Source organism: Phycicoccus sp. HDW14, assembly GCF_011383005.1.
Taxonomy (GTDB): Bacteria; Actinomycetota; Actinomycetes; order Actinomycetales; family Dermatophilaceae; genus Phycicoccus.
In genome coordinates, this window is record NZ_CP049935.1 from 3259572 (window position 1) to 3273538 (window position 13967).

The following is a 13967-nucleotide window of genomic DNA, read 5'->3' on the forward strand; positions in this document are numbered from 1 at the left end:
AGCGACTGCAGTCCCGGAGCACACCCCTCACCTCCGGCGCGCCTCGGCCCGCTGATCCGGTGCCCCGCCGCCTCCGGCGTCAGCGCTCGTCCGGCCCCTCGAGCACGTAGTCGGGCGGGTCGTCGACGTCGGTGACCACCGCCGAGGCGTACTCGCGCAGGGTGCGCGCCCGCGGCGCCTCGTCCCACAGCGCCTGCACCCGCCGCCTCAGCTCGTACCCGTCCGGCCCGCGCACCACCGGCACCTCGAGCTGCTCGGTCGGCGCCGGCGCGATGTCGTCGGTCGCCACCGGGATGACGTGGCTGAGGACCTGCTCCCCCGCGGTCAGCTCGCGGATGGCGATGCCGCGCACGCGGTCGGGACGGCGGGTGGCGAAGTCGGTGTAGAGCCGAGGGTCGTGCTGACCGTCGTCACCGACGAGCAGCCACCGCACGTTGGGCAGCTCGCGGGCCAGCCGGTGCAGCTGGGCGCGCTTGTGCTCCTGCCCGGACCGGAACCAGCCCGTGTTCGTCGGCCCCCAGTCGGTGAGCAGCATCGGTCCGGCGGGGTAGCCGTTGCGGCGGAGGAACCGGGTCAGCTGCGGAGCGGTGTTCCAGGCACCGGTCGAGAGGTAGACCACCGGCGCCCCGGGCTGCGAGGCCAGCAGCTCGCGGTACATCGTCGCCATCCCCGGCACCGGCCGGCGGGCCCCCTCCGAGCGCAGGAAGGTGTTCCACGCGGCGATCATCGGCCGCGGCAGCGACGTCGACAGCACCGTGTCGTCGATGTCGGAGATGATGCCGTGCGTCACCGTCGCCCCGACGACGAGCACGGGCACGTCGATGGTCTCCGCGCGCGGCGAGGAGAGGTACACGTGGTGCCACCCCGGCGTCAGGCCGTGCCCGCGGACCACGAGGTCTACGAACCCCCGCGGTCGGTGCGCGTGGTGATGAGCCGGTCGTCGATCCGCACCGTGACGGGCTCCTCGGTGGCCGGCGTCGCGACGAACGCCCGCCAGCCCCGCGTCTCGAGCTCGACGGCCCGCAGCCGGGCGGCGTAGGTGGGCTCCTCGGGCTCGTCCTCGGGACGGCCGCGGGTGAAGATGACCCGCCCGAAGATCCGCAGCTGGCTCGCGCTGCCGTACCCCGTCGACGGCACGATCCGGGTCACCCACCCCCGAGAGCGCAGCAGGTCCGCCTTGCGCTCGGTGTAGGCGTCCTCGAGGAGGGCTGCCGCGTGCGGTCGCGCCATGGACCGACTCTAGGACACGGGTCTCAGCGGCCCGACAGGTCGGTCTCCACGCTGCCGGTGCGCACCCCGCGCACGACCTCCTCGGCGAGCACGCGCACCTTGACGTTGCGGTCCTGCGAGGTCTTGCGGAGCACCTGAAACGCGTCGTGCTCCGGGATGCCCCGCAGCGCCATGATGACCCCCTTGGCCTGCTCGATGACCGCCCGGCTGGCCATCGCCTGCTCGAGCTGGCCGGCCAGCCGGCGCATGCCGTCGAGGGCGGTCACGGCGACCACGGCGTCGGCCGCCCGGGCGGCGGCGATCCGCACGAGGGCGGCGTCGAAGTCGTCGAAGGCGTTCGTGGCCCACGCGTAGAGGTTGATCGCGCCGACGCACTCGTCGCCGCTGACCAGCGGTACCGCGAAGAGGCTGCGCATGCCGTCCTGGCGCGAGATCTCGGCGAACGTCGGCCAGCGCCCGTCGTCGGTGCACAGGTCGGGGACGATCTGCTCGCGCCGGGTGCGGGCGGCGTCGAGGCACGGCCCCTCGTCGAGCGCGTACTGGGCGGCGTCGATCTCGAGGGTCTGAACGGTCGTGTACGCGGCAGTGTGCGGGCGGTCGCTGCTCAGCACGGTCACGCCCACCTCGTCGCAGCCGTCGACGTGCCGGCGCACGGCGTGGACGACGCGCTCGAGGTAGTCGGACAGCTGCTCCATCGACTCGAGGACGCCCCCGAGCTCGTGGTTGTAGCGCTCGAGCAGGGCGCCGGCGTCGGTGTCCTCCTCCTCCGGGGGAGGAGGGGTCAGGGTGTCGGTCATGGGAGTCCTCCCAGGTCACGGGGGTTGCCGTGAAGACTGTAGTCCGCCGAGCCGACGTCGGGCCGGGTGCGGGCGCCGGGTGCGACGATGGGCCCGTGCCGCGCCGCCACCGCAAGTCCTCGGCCAGCGCACCGCCGGGTTACTTCGAGTGGGAGGCCCGGGGGCTGCGCTGGCTCGGTGACGCCGGGGGTCCGGGGGTGCCCTCGTGGCGGAGGTGCTGGCGGTCGGCGCCGACTTCCTCGAGCTGCCGCTGCTCGAGGCCGCCCCGGCCGGGCGCGCGCACGCCGAGGAGCTCGGGCGCGGGCTCGCGGCCACGCACGCCGCGGGGGCGCCGGCCTTCGGGTCGGGTCCGGACGGATGGACCGGCGACGGCTGGCTCGGTCCGCTCAGCGAGCCGCTGCCGCTGCGTCTCGGGGCGTGGCCGGCCTGGGGCCGTTCGCCGCGGAGGCCCGGGTGCGCCCGCTGGCCCGGCTCGGCCACGACCGCGGAGTCTTCGACACCGACGCCCTCGCCCTCCTCGAGCGGCTCGCCGACACGCTCGCCGCCGGCACCCACGACACCGACGAGCCCCCGGCCCGGCTCCACGGCGACCTGTGGTCGGGCAACGTCGTGTGGACGCGCGAGGGCGCCGTCCTCATCGACCCCGCGGCGCACGGTGGGCACCGGGAGGCCGACCTCGCGATGCTCGACCTCTTCGGCGCCCCCGAGCTCGACCGGGTCCTCGCCGCGTACGACGAGGCCGCCCCGCTCGCCGACGGCTGGCGCGACCGGGTGCTGCTGCACCAGGTCCACCCGCTCCTCGTCCACGCCGTCCTGTTCGGCGGCTCCTACGTGCGTCAGGCCCTCGACGCGGCCGCCCGGTTCGCCTGAGGCCGGCGTGGTGGTGCAGCGGCTGGACGCGTTCGGCGCCGGATGGGACCTCGACGTCACGGGCCTCGGCGAGCCGATGTCCGGCCGGCTGCAGGCGCTGTGGAGTCGGGCGGCGAGCGGGCCGGAGCCCGTCGGCGAGGTGCTGCCCTACGAGGTGTCCCGCGCCGGTGACGGGCTGACGCTCGCCGGCGTGCCGCACCGGTGCTCGGACGCCGAGCTCCCCTACCTCCTGTCCCGGGCCCTCACGATGGCCTCGATCCGCCGCCGCACCGGCCAGTGCCTCCTGCTGCACGCCGCGGGCGTCAGCACCCCGGGCGGCGCGACCGTCGCGCTCGTCGCCGCGTCGGGCACCGGCAAGACCACCGCCGCCCGGGTCCTCGGGCGCTCGCTCGGGTACGTGTCCGACGAGACGGTGGCCGTCGAGGACGACCTCACCGTCCGGCCGTGGGCCAAGCCCCTCTCGGTGCTCCTCGACCCGAGCGACCCGTTCGACAAGACCGAGTCCGGGCCCGACGAGCTGGGGCTGGCCCGCGCCCCCGACCGGCTGCGGCTGGCGGCCCTCGTGCTGCTGGCGCGCGACCCCGGGCAGCCCGAACCGGTCCTCGAGCCGGTGCCGCTCGTCGAGGCCCTCGCCGAGGTCGTGCCGCAGACGTCGGCGCTGCTCCGGCTCCCGCGTCCGATGGAGTCCGTGGTCGCGGCGCTGACCGCCGGCGGTGGGCCGTGGCGGCTGCGGTACGCCGAGATCGCCGACTGCGTCGACCTCGTCGCGGGGCTCGCGGACGGGTCCGGGGGCTCGCAGCCTCCCATCGGATGGACGAGTGAGCGCGGTGACGAGCCGGCGCTGCTCGACGACGACGACACCGCTGCGGGTGCGCCGGTCCCCGACGTGACGCCGGACGACCTACCGGCCGGCGCCCCGGTGCAGCGGACGCCGTTCCAGCACGCGGTGCACGCCGAGGGGTCCTCCCTCGTCGTGCGCGGGCAGGTGCCGGCCGTCCTCCCCGACCTGGCGTCGACGCTGTGGCGGGCGGCGGAGCGGCCGGTGACCGTCACCGAGCTCGTGGCCGCGGCCGTCGAGGTGCACGGGGCGCACCCCGAGGCCGAGCAGCTCGTCACCGCGACGGTGCACGTGCTGCTGGCCTCGGGGCACGTGGCGCCGGCCGTGAACCGGCGCCCCTGACCGGACCGGGTACGACAGGGGTGCACCCGGTCCGGCCCGTCCGTGCTCACCCGCGCGACGCCACCGGCGTGCGACGCGTGGTGAGGACCAGCCCGGCGCCCATGAGGAGCAGGGCCCCGGCCAGGGCGAGGAGCAGGCCCGCCTCGAGGCCGGTCTGCGCCAGCCGGGCGGCCGGAGCGACGGCCAGGACGGCGTCCTGGACCGCGGTCGGCGTCACCGAGCCGGCGGGGGCGTCGGGCGTGCCCGGCGTGCCGGGGTCGCCGGGAGTGCCCGGGGTGCCGGGGTCACCGGGAGTACCCGGGTCGCCCGGGGTGCCGGGGTCACCCGGGGTGCCGGGGTCCTGCGGGCCGGTCGTCGGGCCCTCCGTCGTGGAGTCACCGACCACCGAGACGGCGTTGCCGCCGACCGTCACCGGGAGGCCGACCGGCAGGCCGACCTGGTTGCCGCCGAGCGCCGAGTCCTCACCCGAGGTCACGCCGCCGGAGCCACCGGGAGCACCCGAGCCGCCGGTCGTGGTCGCACCGGTGCTCGTGGAGTCACCGACACCCGAGACCGCGGTGCCGCCGATCGTCACCGGGATGCCGACCGGCAGGCCGACCTGGTTGCCGCCGAGCGCCGAGTCCTCACCCGAGGTCACGCCGCCGGAGCCACCGGGAGCACCCGAGCCCCCGGTCGTGGTCGCACCGGTGCTCGTGGAGTCACCGACCACCGAGACGGCGTTGCCGCCGACCGTCACCGGGATGCCGACCGGCAGGCCGACCTGGTTGCCGCCGAGGAGCGAGTCCTCGCCGGACGTGGTCGACGAGCCCGTCGTCCCGGACCCGGTCGACGCCGCCGTCGAGGCACCGTCGGAGCGGGAGTCCCCGAGCACCGAGATCGCGTTGCCCGAGACCGTCACCGGCACCGACACCGGCGCCGTGGCCTGGTTCCCACCACCGACCGAGTCCTCACCCGACGTGCTCCTCGCCCCTCCGGAGGAACCGCTGCCGGACGAGGCCTTGGTCGGCGCCGTCGTCGTGGTCGTCGCCTTCTCGGACCGGGAGTCCCCGAGCACCGAGATCGCGTTGCCCGAGACCGTCACCGGCACCGACACCGGCGCCGTGGCCTGGTTGCCGCCACCGACCGAGTCCTCACCCGACGTGCTCCTCGCCCCTCCGGAGGAACCGCTGCCGGACGAGGCCCTGCTCGGCGCCGCCGTCGAGGCACCGTCGGAGCGGGAGTCCCCGAGCACCGAGATCGCGTTGCCCGAGACCGTCACCGGTGCCGTGACCGCGGTGACCACCTGGTTGCCCCCGAGGAGGCTGTCGGAGCCGGACGTCGTGTCGTCGGCCCACGCGGGACTGGCGAACAGGATGCCGCCTCCCACGAGGAGGCCCACCTGGAGCCCTCTGCGCATGTATGCGTGCATGGTCGTGCTTCCTTTCCTGGATGATCCGTGGACCCACGCGGACGTGGGGTCGAGCCGAGCGCCGTGGAACGGGCGCGGGCGGGGATCAGCCAGGGCTGGAACCGGGGACGAGGGCCGGGCCGGCGGCCGGGCGCCTCGTGACCGAGCGGACCGCGTCGGCGACGAGCTCCACGGCGGGAGCGGACGTCGGCGACAGCGCCGCGGCCCCGGACGCGAGACCGCGCCCGGAGAAGGAGGACAGGGCCCCGGCCGCCGCGAGGCAGGCGAGGGTGGTCAGTGGCTGCAGGGGGCCCGGGTCGGCGGGCACGGGCACGGAGGCGACACCGACGGCCGCGAGCACCGCGACGACGTGCGCCGTGGGGCCGACCGAGGTGGCGGGCCGGGCCACCGCGGGGGCCGATGCCGACCGGTCGGCGGTCGCCGGCCCGGTGGCGATCGCCGCGCCGCGGGGCGACGGCGACACGGCCTCGGGGGTCTGGTCGGTGCCTCCCGGGGAGGTGACCGCGCCGACGGGCACGGGGCGGACCGGGACGAGCGGGTCGACCACGTCGGTGACCGTGCCGACGACCTCGGAGAGCACCCCGTCGGTCGCCCCGGCCACACCGGAAACGGTGTCGGACAACGTCTTCGTCGCCGTATCGACCGTCACCGCGACCTGGGCGGCCGTCTCGTCCACGACCGTGCGGGCCGACGACGTGGCCGCGTGGCCGGTGCGCTCGACGGTCGCCGTCGCGTTCTTGACGACCCGGTCGACGACCGGCGCGACCGGAGCCGCCGGCGCGACGCTGCTCGCCTCGTCGGAGACCCGGGTGGCGACCCGCGTCGCGTGGTGCACGGTGGCGTCGGCCGACCCCAGCACCCGGTCCGTCGTCCGTGCGACCGACCGCGTGGTGTCGGTGGCCGCCTCCGTGACGGGCGCGGTGACGTCGTGCTCGAGAGCCTGGGCGACCTGGCCGAGGAGTCCGGGTCGGGCTGCGGGAGAACGCTCTTCAGCGTGGGCGTCGGCCGGTGCCAGGAGCATCCAGCACACGGCGACGAACCCGACGGTCAGCACCAGTCGGAGGGGCACACGCACGAGCGGTGATCCGGTCATCGGTGCGCCTCCCCTCGTCGCTGTGACTGGTCTTCGCTCCAACACATCACAACGGATTGCCTCATTTCCAGCATTTCGACGATTCTTTGCACATCCTTTGCAATTGCGCGGCGACACATTGCCGACACCACGGGAAATGTCGTTGACCGCTCGATGACCTCGCCGCGCGGCGGATGGCATGCTGGCGCGATGAGCGAGCGCCTCGACGTCCCGACCCCCGACGGCCCGATGCCGGCCCACCGCTGGCTGCCCGACGGCGGCCGCGGGCCGGGCATCCTCCTGCTCCAGGAGATCTTCGGCATCAGCCCGTACATCCGCCGTCGGGCCGAGGACCTCGCCGCTCTCGGCTACGTCGTGCTCGCCCCGAGGTCTTCTGGCGGCTCGGGGTCAGCGAGGTCGAGGGCGGCCCGAGCATGCTCGAGGAGGCGATGGGCCTGCTCGGCCGCCTCGACTGGGACGCGGCCGTCGCCGACTCCTCCGCCGCCCTGCGCACCCTGCGCGAGCAGCCCGAGGTCGAGGGCGGCACCGGCGTCGTCGGGTTCTGCTTCGGCGGTGGCCTCGGGTACGCGGTCGTCGCGGGGGAGCCCGCCGACGCCCTCGTCTCCTTCTACGGCTCGGCGCTGCCGGGGTTGGTCGAGCACGTCCCGTCCGTGTCGACGCCGTCCCTCCACGTGTTCGGCGAGGCCGACGCCTACCTCCCGATGGAGGCCGTCGAGACCATCCGGTCCGCCGTCACCTCCGGCCCCGCACCGGCCGAGGTCATCACCTACCCGGGCGCCGACCACGCCTTCGACAACCCCGACTTCGTCAACCACGACCCGGAGGCGAGCGCCGCGGCGTGGTCGCGCACCGAGGCCTGGCTGGCCGCGACCCTCCCGACCGGCACCGCGGGCTGACCTACGCGCAGGTGCAGGGTGACCCGCCGCAGCGCGGGCAGCCGTCGGCGTAGCGCTCGACGGCGGTCGTGAGGTCGACCCCCACCTGGTTGGCCAGCGACGCGACCCATGCCACGACGTCGGCGAACTCGTGCTCGCGCTGGGCGTGGGTGCCCTTGCGCACCGCCTGGGCCAGCTCGCCGACCTCCTCGGCGAGCCACGCGACGGTGCTCGGCACCCCGCGGGCCCGGTCACGCTCGCCGTAGGTGCGCTCGATGACCTCCTGGAGGCGGGCGAGGTCCATGCGCGGCACCCTACCGAGGCTCAGTTGAGCGAGGCGCCGCCGAGGTCGGTCGGCGTCGGGAGGGCGGAGAAGCGGTCGACGATGGCCGTCTCCCGGCCGAGGAGCGAGAGCACCGTGCGCAGGCGGGTGGCGGTGTCCGCGCCGTCGAGCACGCGCTGGCGGTCGGCCGGGTCGAGGACCATCCGCTCGGCCACGCGGTAGGCCACCTCCCGCGGCCCGGCCGGCACCGGGTCGGTCCGCGCCCCGAGGGTCTCGAGGTAGCGGGCGTGCGCCGCGAGGACGCGGGCGACCAGCGCGGTCACTTCCGGGTCGTCGTCGGCCGGCTCGTCCAGCCAGGTCACCGACCCGGTGAGGAACGAGGTGCCGGCGCCCTCGTCGAGGCCGTCGAGCCGGAAGCGCCGCGCACCCCGGGCCACGAGGTGCACGACCGTGCCGGCGTCGCCGCGGGAGAGGGCCATCGCGTCGACCCGTGCCTCGCACCCGATCTCGTGGAGGTCGGTGGCCGCACCGTCACCCACCTCGTGCCCGTGCCGGATGCGGATGACGCCGAAGGCGCGCTCGTCCTCGGGCTCGTGGGCGAGGCGCTGGGCCAGCTCGAGGTAGCGGGGCTCGAAGAGCTGGAGCGGCATCCGGGCCCCGGGCAGCAGCACCCCGCCGAGCGGGAAGAGGGGCAGCACGGCCATGCCTCACTGTAGGACCGCTGCCGCGGTGGCGGGGCGGTTGTCGAGGCCCGGCCCGGGTCAGCCCGCGAGGACGAAGTAGCGCAGCCAGACGTAGGGCACGCAGATGCCGATGGTCGCCGCGGTCACGATGAGGCCGTACCTCGTGAAGGTCCAGAACGAGATCGGGTGGTCGTTGCGCTTGGCGATGCCCGTGATGACGACGTTGGCGCTGGCACCGATCGCGGTCGCGTTGCCCCCGAGGTCGGCGCCCAGGGCCAGCGCCCACCACAGCGACTGCCGGCCGGGTGGCAGCCCGGCTCCGGGACCGACGAGGTCGTGCACGAGCGGTGACATCGTCGCCACGTACGGGATGTTGTCGACGATGCCGGAGAGGGCCGCCGACCCGACGAGGATGCCCTGCGCGGCGGCGAGGTAGTTCTCGCCGATGGCGTCGGTCAGGGAGCCGGCGAGGTCACCGATGATCCCGGCCTTGACGAGCGAGCCGACCATGACGAACAGGCCGGCGAAGAACAGGAGGGTCTCCCACTCGACGTCAGCGAGGAACTTCTCGGACGGCAGGCGCGAGGCGAGCACCGAGGCCCCGGCGCCGAGCAGCGCGACGAGCGAGGGGTCGAGGCCGGTCAGGGGGTGGGTCAGGAAGCCGACCAGGACGGCGCCGAGGATGAGGAGCATCCGTCGCAGCAGGCGGGGGTCGCTGATGGTCTCTCGCGGGGTCAGGGCCATGACGGCCTCGGCGCGCTCCGGGTCGTAGCGCAGCCGCCGACCCCAGAGCAGCCAGGCGAGGAGGACGAAGACGCCGAGCAGCACGACGACGACCGGCGCGAGGTGGACGAGGAAGTCGTTGAAGGTCAGCCCGGCCCGGCTCGCGATGATGATGTTCGGCGGGTCGCCGATGAGGGTCGCGGTTCCGCCGATGTTGCTCGCCATCGCCTCGGCGAGGAGGAAGGGCACCGGGGCCAGCGCCAGCCGGTCGCAGAGCAGGAGGGTGACCGGCGCGACGAGCAGGACGGTCGTGACGTTGTCGAGCAGCGCCGAGGCGACCGCCGTGATGACGATGAGCAGCGCCATCATCCGGAAGGGCCGGGCCCTGGACCGTTGGGCGGCCCAGATCGCGACGAACTCGAAGACGCCGGTCTGGCGCAGGATGCCGACGATGATCATCATCCCCAGGAGCAGGAAGATGACGTTCCAGTCGACACCGGTGTCCTCGGAGAAGAAGACGTCCTCGCCGCGGACCACCCCGATGAGCACCATCGCCGCCGCGCCGCCGAGGGCGACGGCCGTGCGGTTGAGCTTCTCGGTCGCGATGAGGACGTAGGCGCCGACGAAGACGGCGACCGCGAGGACGGAGGTCACGCTCACGGCGCCTCACGGCTCGGAGCCGACTCGTCGGGCGTGCCGCGCAGGATGATGTCCTTCTCGAGGCGGCGGCGGATGAGGTCGCTGTCCTGCCCGGCGGCCGAGGCGATGGCCGCGAGCACCCGGGACATCGTCAGCACCCCGTGGAAGGTCCCGTCGCGGTCGCGGACCAGGACCATCGGGCTGTGGCTGCCGTCCATCGCCGAGGCGATCTCGAGCAGGGTGTCCTCGGGGAGGACCGCGGGAGGGGTCGTCGCGGTCAGCTTCTCGTCGTCGAGCAGGTCGCCGATCGTCGCCTCGTTGAGGCGGCGGCACAGGTCGTCGGCGCCCTTCTCGTCGTAGGCGTGCACGAGCGTGCGGTCGTCGCGCACCCAGCGGGGCAGCACCAGGCCGAACAGCTGGCTCCCGGGGATGACCGCGATCGGCACCCCCGACTCGTCGGCGACGACGAGGGCCGAGAGCCGGTACTCGGCGACGACGCGGGCCGCCTCGGCGCCCGTGGTCGAGCGCCTGACGGTGGGGACCTGCTCGACGAGCTCTTCGGCGCGCATGGTGGCTGCCTCTCCGGTGCGGTGGTCGTGCTCAGGGGGTGTCGGGCAGGCCGAGGGCGCGCCGGGGGTGCGGGTGGCGGCCGTCAGCACGTCCTCCTCGGGGAGCCCGGCCACCTCCACCGCCCAGCGCACGCAGTCGGCGAGGGTCGAGGTGCCGCCGGCGATCGAGCCGGTGCTCACGGTGCGGGCGGTGCCGTCGGCGACGACGACCTCGAGGCTGCCGAGCCGGTAGCGCCCGTCGCCGAGACCGGTGGCGGCCATCGCGTCGGACACGAGCACGACGGCGTCCGGCCCGACCGTGTCGAAGACCATCCGCACGACCTCGGGAGCGACGTGCACCCCGTCGGTGATCAGCTCGAGGACCGCCTCGCCCCGGGCGGCGGCGGCCAGGGCGGCGGCGACCGGCCCGCCGGCGCGGTGGTGCAGCGGCGGCATCCCGTTGAAGAGGTGCGTCACGAGCGCCGGCGATCCCTGGAGGTCGGCGACCTCTGCCAGCGTGCGCGCCGTGCGGGCGGCGTCGGCCTCGGTGTGCCCGACGGACGGCCGGATGCCGTGCTCGACGAGGGCGCGCACGAGGGCGTCCGCACCGGGCAGCTCGGGGGCGAAGGTCATGTGCCGCAGCGCGTCCGGGGCTCCGGCCAGGGCCACCGCCTCGGCGAGGCGCTCGACGAGCGAGGGGTCGGGGTCGGTGAGGGCGGCGGGGTCGTGGGCCCCGCGGCGGCCCTCGGCGAGGAACGGGCCCTCGAGGTGGATGCCGGCCAGCGTCCCGTCCGCCACGAGCGGTGCGAGCGTCGTCACCCGGGCGACGAGGTCGTCGAACGGTGCCGAGACGAGGCTGGCGACGAGGCGCTCGACGCCGGCCGAGTGGTGGTGGGCGGCGGCGGTGCGGGTGCCCTCGGTCGTGCCACCGAGCTCGGCGCCGGCGGCACCGTGGCAGTGGATGTCGACGAGCCCGGTCACGTCCACCGACGCTACCGGGTCCCCGCGCGCGGGTGCACAGGTGCGGCGGCTACGGTCCGGTGCCCGTGGACGTCGACGAGGTGTGGCAGCGGCTGCAGCCGGTGGGCGAGGTGTCGCTCATCGGGCGGCCGGTGCTCGTCGTGCTGCTGGCGGCAATCGTGGCCGTCGGGGTCGGGCCGGTGTGGCGGGTGCTGCGCCTCGGGGTGACGCTCGTGCACGAGCTCGGGCACGCCGGCGTCGGCATCCTCTGCGGGCGGCGCTTCACCGGGTTCGTGCTCCGGGGCGACATGAGCGGGCACGCCGTGACGGTCGGCCCGGCGCGCGGGCCCGGGCGGGTCGCGACGACGTGGGCCGGCTACCCGGCGCCCGCGGTCGTCGGGGCCGCGGCCGTGTGGCTCGCGGGACGCGGCTGGGGTCCGACCGTGCTGGGCGTCGTGCTCCTGGTGCTGCTCGTGGCCCTCGTGCGCTCGCGCTCGGTGCTCACCGCCGTCGTCGTGCTCGGGGTCGGGGCGGTCACGGCGTGGCTGTGGTGGTCGGGGTCGGACCGGCTGCACGCCCAGGTCCTCGTCGGGACGGGCGTCGTGCTCGTCGTCGGCGCGTGGCGCCACCTCGCGGCGGTGGCCGGGACCCGTGACAGCTCGACGAGCGACGCGGCGGTGCTCGCCCGGCTGACCGGTGTGCCGAGGCTCGTGTGGGTAGCGACCTTCGCGCTGGTGTGCGCCGCCGCCACCTGGGTCGTCGCGACGACCGTCCTCGCCGCCCTCTGACCCCTCCGAGCTCGACTTATTGCCCAGGACCCACCGCGCGGGGCCCTGAATCGACCCCTGGCGGTGGGTTCTGGGCAATGAGTCGGGAAGACCCGGGTTACTTGACGGAGCCGGCGGTCAGGCCGCCGACGAGGTGCTTCTCGATGAGCGCGAAGAGGATGACGACCGGCACGACGGCGATGACCGAGGCGGCGAACAGCTGGTCCCAGTTCTGCTCGTAGCCGGTGACGTAGGACCGGAACCCGACGGTCAGCGGCTTCTTGTCGTCGTCGATCATCAGGGTCAGCGCGACGACGTACTCGTTCCACGCCGCGATGAACGTGAAGATCACGGCGGTGACGAGCCCGGGCAGCGTCAGGGGCAGCATGATGCGGCGGAGCATCCCGACCCGCCCGACGCCGTCGAGCGCCGCGGCCTCCTCGACCTCGAGCGGGATCGAGGAGAAGAAGCCGTGGAGGATCCAGATCGCGAAGGCGAGGTTGAAGGCCGCGTTCGTGATGATCAGCGCCCCGTAGGTGTTGATCATGTTCAGCTCGAAGAACTGCCGGTACAGCCCGACGACGAGCGAGGTCGGCGCGAACATCTGGGTGATGAGCACGACGAGCAGGAACGCCCCCCGCCCCGGGAAGCGGTGCCGCGCGGTCATGAACGCCGCCGGGATGGCCACGACGATGACCACCGCCGTCGCGCCGAGCGAGACGATGAGCGAGGTCAGCAGCCAGTGCGGGAAGCGGCCGTCGGTGACCACCGTGAGGTAGGTGTCGAACTGCCACACCCGCGGCAGGAACGACGGCGGGGTGGTCTTGACGTCGGTGCTCGTGCGAAAGCTGTCGAGCACCATCACGAGGTACGGCGCGAGGAACACGAGCCCGACGACGGCCGCGGTGAACGCGACGAGCCGGGGGCGGCGGACCTTGGTCATCGCGACGTCTCCTCGCGCCAGTTGACGAGCTTCAGGTAGACGAGCACGACGACGAGGATGATCGCGACGTTGATGATGCCCGTGGCGGCCGACATCCCGACGTCCTTCTCCTGGCTCTTGAACGCGAGCTTGTACATGAACGTGATGAGGGTGTCGTGGCCGAAGCCGGGGTTGCGGTCGTTGAGCGTGTAGATGATCGGGAAGCTGTTGAACACGTAGATCGTGTTGAGCACGGTGGCGATGAGCATCGCGGGGCGCAGCAGCGGGAAGGTGATCTGCCGCCAGCGCTGCCAGGGCGAGGCGCCGTCGACCTCGGCGGCCTCCATGACGTCGTCGGGGATCGCGTTGAGCCCGGCGATGAAGACGAAGATCGTGAACGGCAGCGACACGAAGACGCCGACGACGACCATCGAGGCCATCGTGAAGCGGTCGTCGCCGAGGAACGAGATCGGTGTCGAGATGACGTGCAGCTTGAGCAGCACGTGGTTGACCAGCCCGTAGTTGTCGTCGTACAGCAGGACGAACAGCTGGCTGGTGATGACGAGCGAGGCGGCCCACGGCACGATGACCGCCCAGCGCACGAAGCGCCGGCCCGGGAAGTCCTTGACGAGCAGCTGGGCCAGGGCCAGCGACAGGACGATGGTGATGGCCACGACGGCGACCACCCAGACGACGGTGTTCTTCAGCACCACCGGGAGGTCGGGGTAGCTGAGCACCTTCGTGTAGTTGTCCCAGCCCGCGGCGCCCTTGTAGAGCCCGGTGATGGAGTACTCGGAGCGCGAGGCCCGGAAGAGCATGATCGCCGGGAACACCACGACCCCGACGATGAGGAGGATCGCCGGGGTCAGCCAGAGCAGCGCGACGGGGGCGCTGACCCGGCCGACCCCGGAGGACCGCCGCCGCTGGCGGGGTCCCCCGGGGGTCGTGCGGGCCGACGGCGCCTGGACGTCGCCGGTCGTCGTCACGTC

The 13967-nt window shown here is 74.1% G+C and carries 15 protein-coding genes and 1 pseudogene; 5 read left to right on the forward strand and 11 right to left on the reverse strand.

Annotated elements, in window-relative coordinates; genetic code table 11:
- Positions 1-79: 79 nt before the first annotated feature.
- From G7075_RS16075 to G7075_RS16080, 3 genes are read right to left on the reverse strand one after another with little or no spacing between them, the layout of a single operon-like run.
- Positions 80-892: an App1 family protein gene (locus G7075_RS16075; RefSeq protein WP_240917685.1), complete on the reverse strand. Its 813-nt coding sequence runs from the start codon at positions 890-892 to the stop codon at positions 80-82.
- Between the two features lie 5 nt (positions 893-897).
- Positions 898-1230, reverse strand: a complete 333-nt coding sequence (locus G7075_RS21550) for a hypothetical protein (RefSeq protein ID WP_240917686.1) — start codon at positions 1228-1230, stop codon at positions 898-900.
- 23 nt (positions 1231-1253) lie between these two features.
- Positions 1254-2027, reverse strand: a complete 774-nt coding sequence (locus G7075_RS16080) for a GAF and ANTAR domain-containing protein (RefSeq protein WP_166123339.1) — start codon at positions 2025-2027, stop codon at positions 1254-1256.
- 417 nt (positions 2028-2444) lie between these two features.
- Between G7075_RS16080 and G7075_RS23045 the strand changes: the two genes are divergently transcribed.
- Complete coding sequence (locus G7075_RS23045) at positions 2445-2897, forward strand: fructosamine kinase family protein (RefSeq protein WP_371814099.1); 453 nt, start codon at positions 2445-2447, stop codon at positions 2895-2897.
- Between the two features lie 10 nt (positions 2898-2907).
- Positions 2908-4077: a hypothetical protein gene (locus tag G7075_RS16090; RefSeq protein ID WP_166123341.1), complete on the forward strand. Its 1170-nt coding sequence runs from the start codon at positions 2908-2910 to the stop codon at positions 4075-4077.
- Positions 4078-4123: 46 nt separating this feature from the next.
- Here the strand turns inward: G7075_RS16090 and G7075_RS16095 are convergent, their stop codons facing one another.
- Together G7075_RS16095 and G7075_RS16100 are read right to left on the reverse strand one after the other, a co-directional pair.
- The gene (locus G7075_RS16095) at positions 4124-5473 is read right to left on the reverse strand and encodes a chaplin family protein (RefSeq protein WP_166123343.1); all 1350 of its coding nucleotides are present in this window, start codon (positions 5471-5473) and stop codon (positions 4124-4126) included.
- Positions 5474-5570: 97 nt separating this feature from the next.
- A complete protein-coding gene (locus G7075_RS16100; protein ID WP_166123345.1) occupies positions 5571-6578 on the reverse strand; it encodes a hypothetical protein in 1008 nt (335 codons plus the stop codon).
- Between the two features lie 228 nt (positions 6579-6806).
- Here G7075_RS16100 and G7075_RS22100 point away from each other — a divergent pair.
- Both G7075_RS22100 and G7075_RS16105 read left to right on the forward strand, forming a co-directional pair.
- A pseudogene (locus G7075_RS22100) lies at positions 6807-6905 on the forward strand (dienelactone hydrolase family protein); the annotation flags it as partial.
- Between the two features lie 86 nt (positions 6906-6991).
- Positions 6992-7474 (forward strand): dienelactone hydrolase family protein, encoded by a 483-nt coding sequence (locus G7075_RS16105; protein ID WP_256378037.1) that lies wholly within the window; start codon positions 6992-6994, stop codon positions 7472-7474.
- A gap of 1 nt (position 7475) precedes the next feature.
- Here the strand turns inward: G7075_RS16105 and G7075_RS16110 are convergent, their stop codons facing one another.
- From G7075_RS16110 to G7075_RS16125, 4 genes are read right to left on the reverse strand one after another with little or no spacing between them, the layout of a single operon-like run.
- A complete protein-coding gene (locus tag G7075_RS16110) occupies positions 7476-7757 on the reverse strand; it encodes a MazG nucleotide pyrophosphohydrolase domain-containing protein (RefSeq protein WP_166123347.1) in 282 nt (93 codons plus the stop codon).
- A gap of 20 nt (positions 7758-7777) precedes the next feature.
- Positions 7778-8440 carry an LON peptidase substrate-binding domain-containing protein gene (locus G7075_RS16115; protein ID WP_166123349.1) on the reverse strand — a complete coding sequence of 221 codons (663 nt, stop codon included), beginning with the start codon at positions 8438-8440 and terminating at the stop codon, positions 7778-7780.
- Positions 8441-8497: 57 nt separating this feature from the next.
- The gene (locus G7075_RS16120) at positions 8498-9796 is read right to left on the reverse strand and encodes an SLC13 family permease (protein WP_205860536.1); all 1299 of its coding nucleotides are present in this window, start codon (positions 9794-9796) and stop codon (positions 8498-8500) included.
- Positions 9797-9798: 2 nt separating this feature from the next.
- On the reverse strand, positions 9799-11310 hold the full coding sequence (locus tag G7075_RS16125; RefSeq protein ID WP_205860537.1) for a CBS domain-containing protein: 1512 nt from the start codon (positions 11308-11310) through the stop codon (positions 9799-9801).
- Between the two features lie 65 nt (positions 11311-11375).
- Here G7075_RS16125 and G7075_RS16130 point away from each other — a divergent pair, with 65 nt between their 5' ends.
- The gene (locus G7075_RS16130) at positions 11376-12077 is read left to right on the forward strand and encodes a M50 family metallopeptidase (protein WP_240917687.1); all 702 of its coding nucleotides are present in this window, start codon (positions 11376-11378) and stop codon (positions 12075-12077) included.
- Between the two features lie 97 nt (positions 12078-12174).
- On the opposite strand, the gene G7075_RS16135 is transcribed toward G7075_RS16130, so the two are convergent.
- Both G7075_RS16135 and G7075_RS16140 read right to left on the reverse strand, forming a co-directional pair.
- Positions 12175-12999, reverse strand: coding sequence for a carbohydrate ABC transporter permease (locus G7075_RS16135; RefSeq protein ID WP_166123355.1), 825 nt, complete (start codon positions 12997-12999; stop codon positions 12175-12177).
- Positions 12996-13964, reverse strand: coding sequence for a carbohydrate ABC transporter permease (locus G7075_RS16140; protein WP_166123357.1), 969 nt, complete (start codon positions 13962-13964; stop codon positions 12996-12998). Before G7075_RS16140 ends, G7075_RS16135 begins: the two co-directional genes overlap by 4 nt.
- Positions 13965-13967: the final 3 nt, after the last annotated feature.

What these genes read in the sequence shown, in the direction of transcription:
- G7075_RS16135 (WP_166123355.1), bottom strand. Translation starts at nt 12,999, where the DNA reads ATGACCAAGGTCCGCCGCCCCCGGCTCGTCGCGTTCACCGCGGCCGTC.
- G7075_RS16105 (WP_256378037.1), top strand. Translation starts at nt 6,992, where the DNA reads ATGCTCGAGGAGGCGATGGGCCTGCTCGGCCGCCTCGACTGGGACGCG.
- G7075_RS16100 (WP_166123345.1), bottom strand. Translation starts at nt 6,578, where the DNA reads ATGACCGGATCACCGCTCGTGCGTGTGCCCCTCCGACTGGTGCTGACC.
- G7075_RS16115 (WP_166123349.1), bottom strand. Translation starts at nt 8,440, where the DNA reads ATGGCCGTGCTGCCCCTCTTCCCGCTCGGCGGGGTGCTGCTGCCCGGG.
- G7075_RS16095 (WP_166123343.1), bottom strand. Translation starts at nt 5,473, where the DNA reads ATGCGCAGAGGGCTCCAGGTGGGCCTCCTCGTGGGAGGCGGCATCCTG.
- G7075_RS16080 (WP_166123339.1), bottom strand. Translation starts at nt 2,027, where the DNA reads ATGACCGACACCCTGACCCCTCCTCCCCCGGAGGAGGAGGACACCGAC.
- G7075_RS21550 (WP_240917686.1), bottom strand. Translation starts at nt 1,230, where the DNA reads ATGGCGCGACCGCACGCGGCAGCCCTCCTCGAGGACGCCTACACCGAG.
- G7075_RS16110 (WP_166123347.1), bottom strand. Translation starts at nt 7,757, where the DNA reads ATGGACCTCGCCCGCCTCCAGGAGGTCATCGAGCGCACCTACGGCGAG.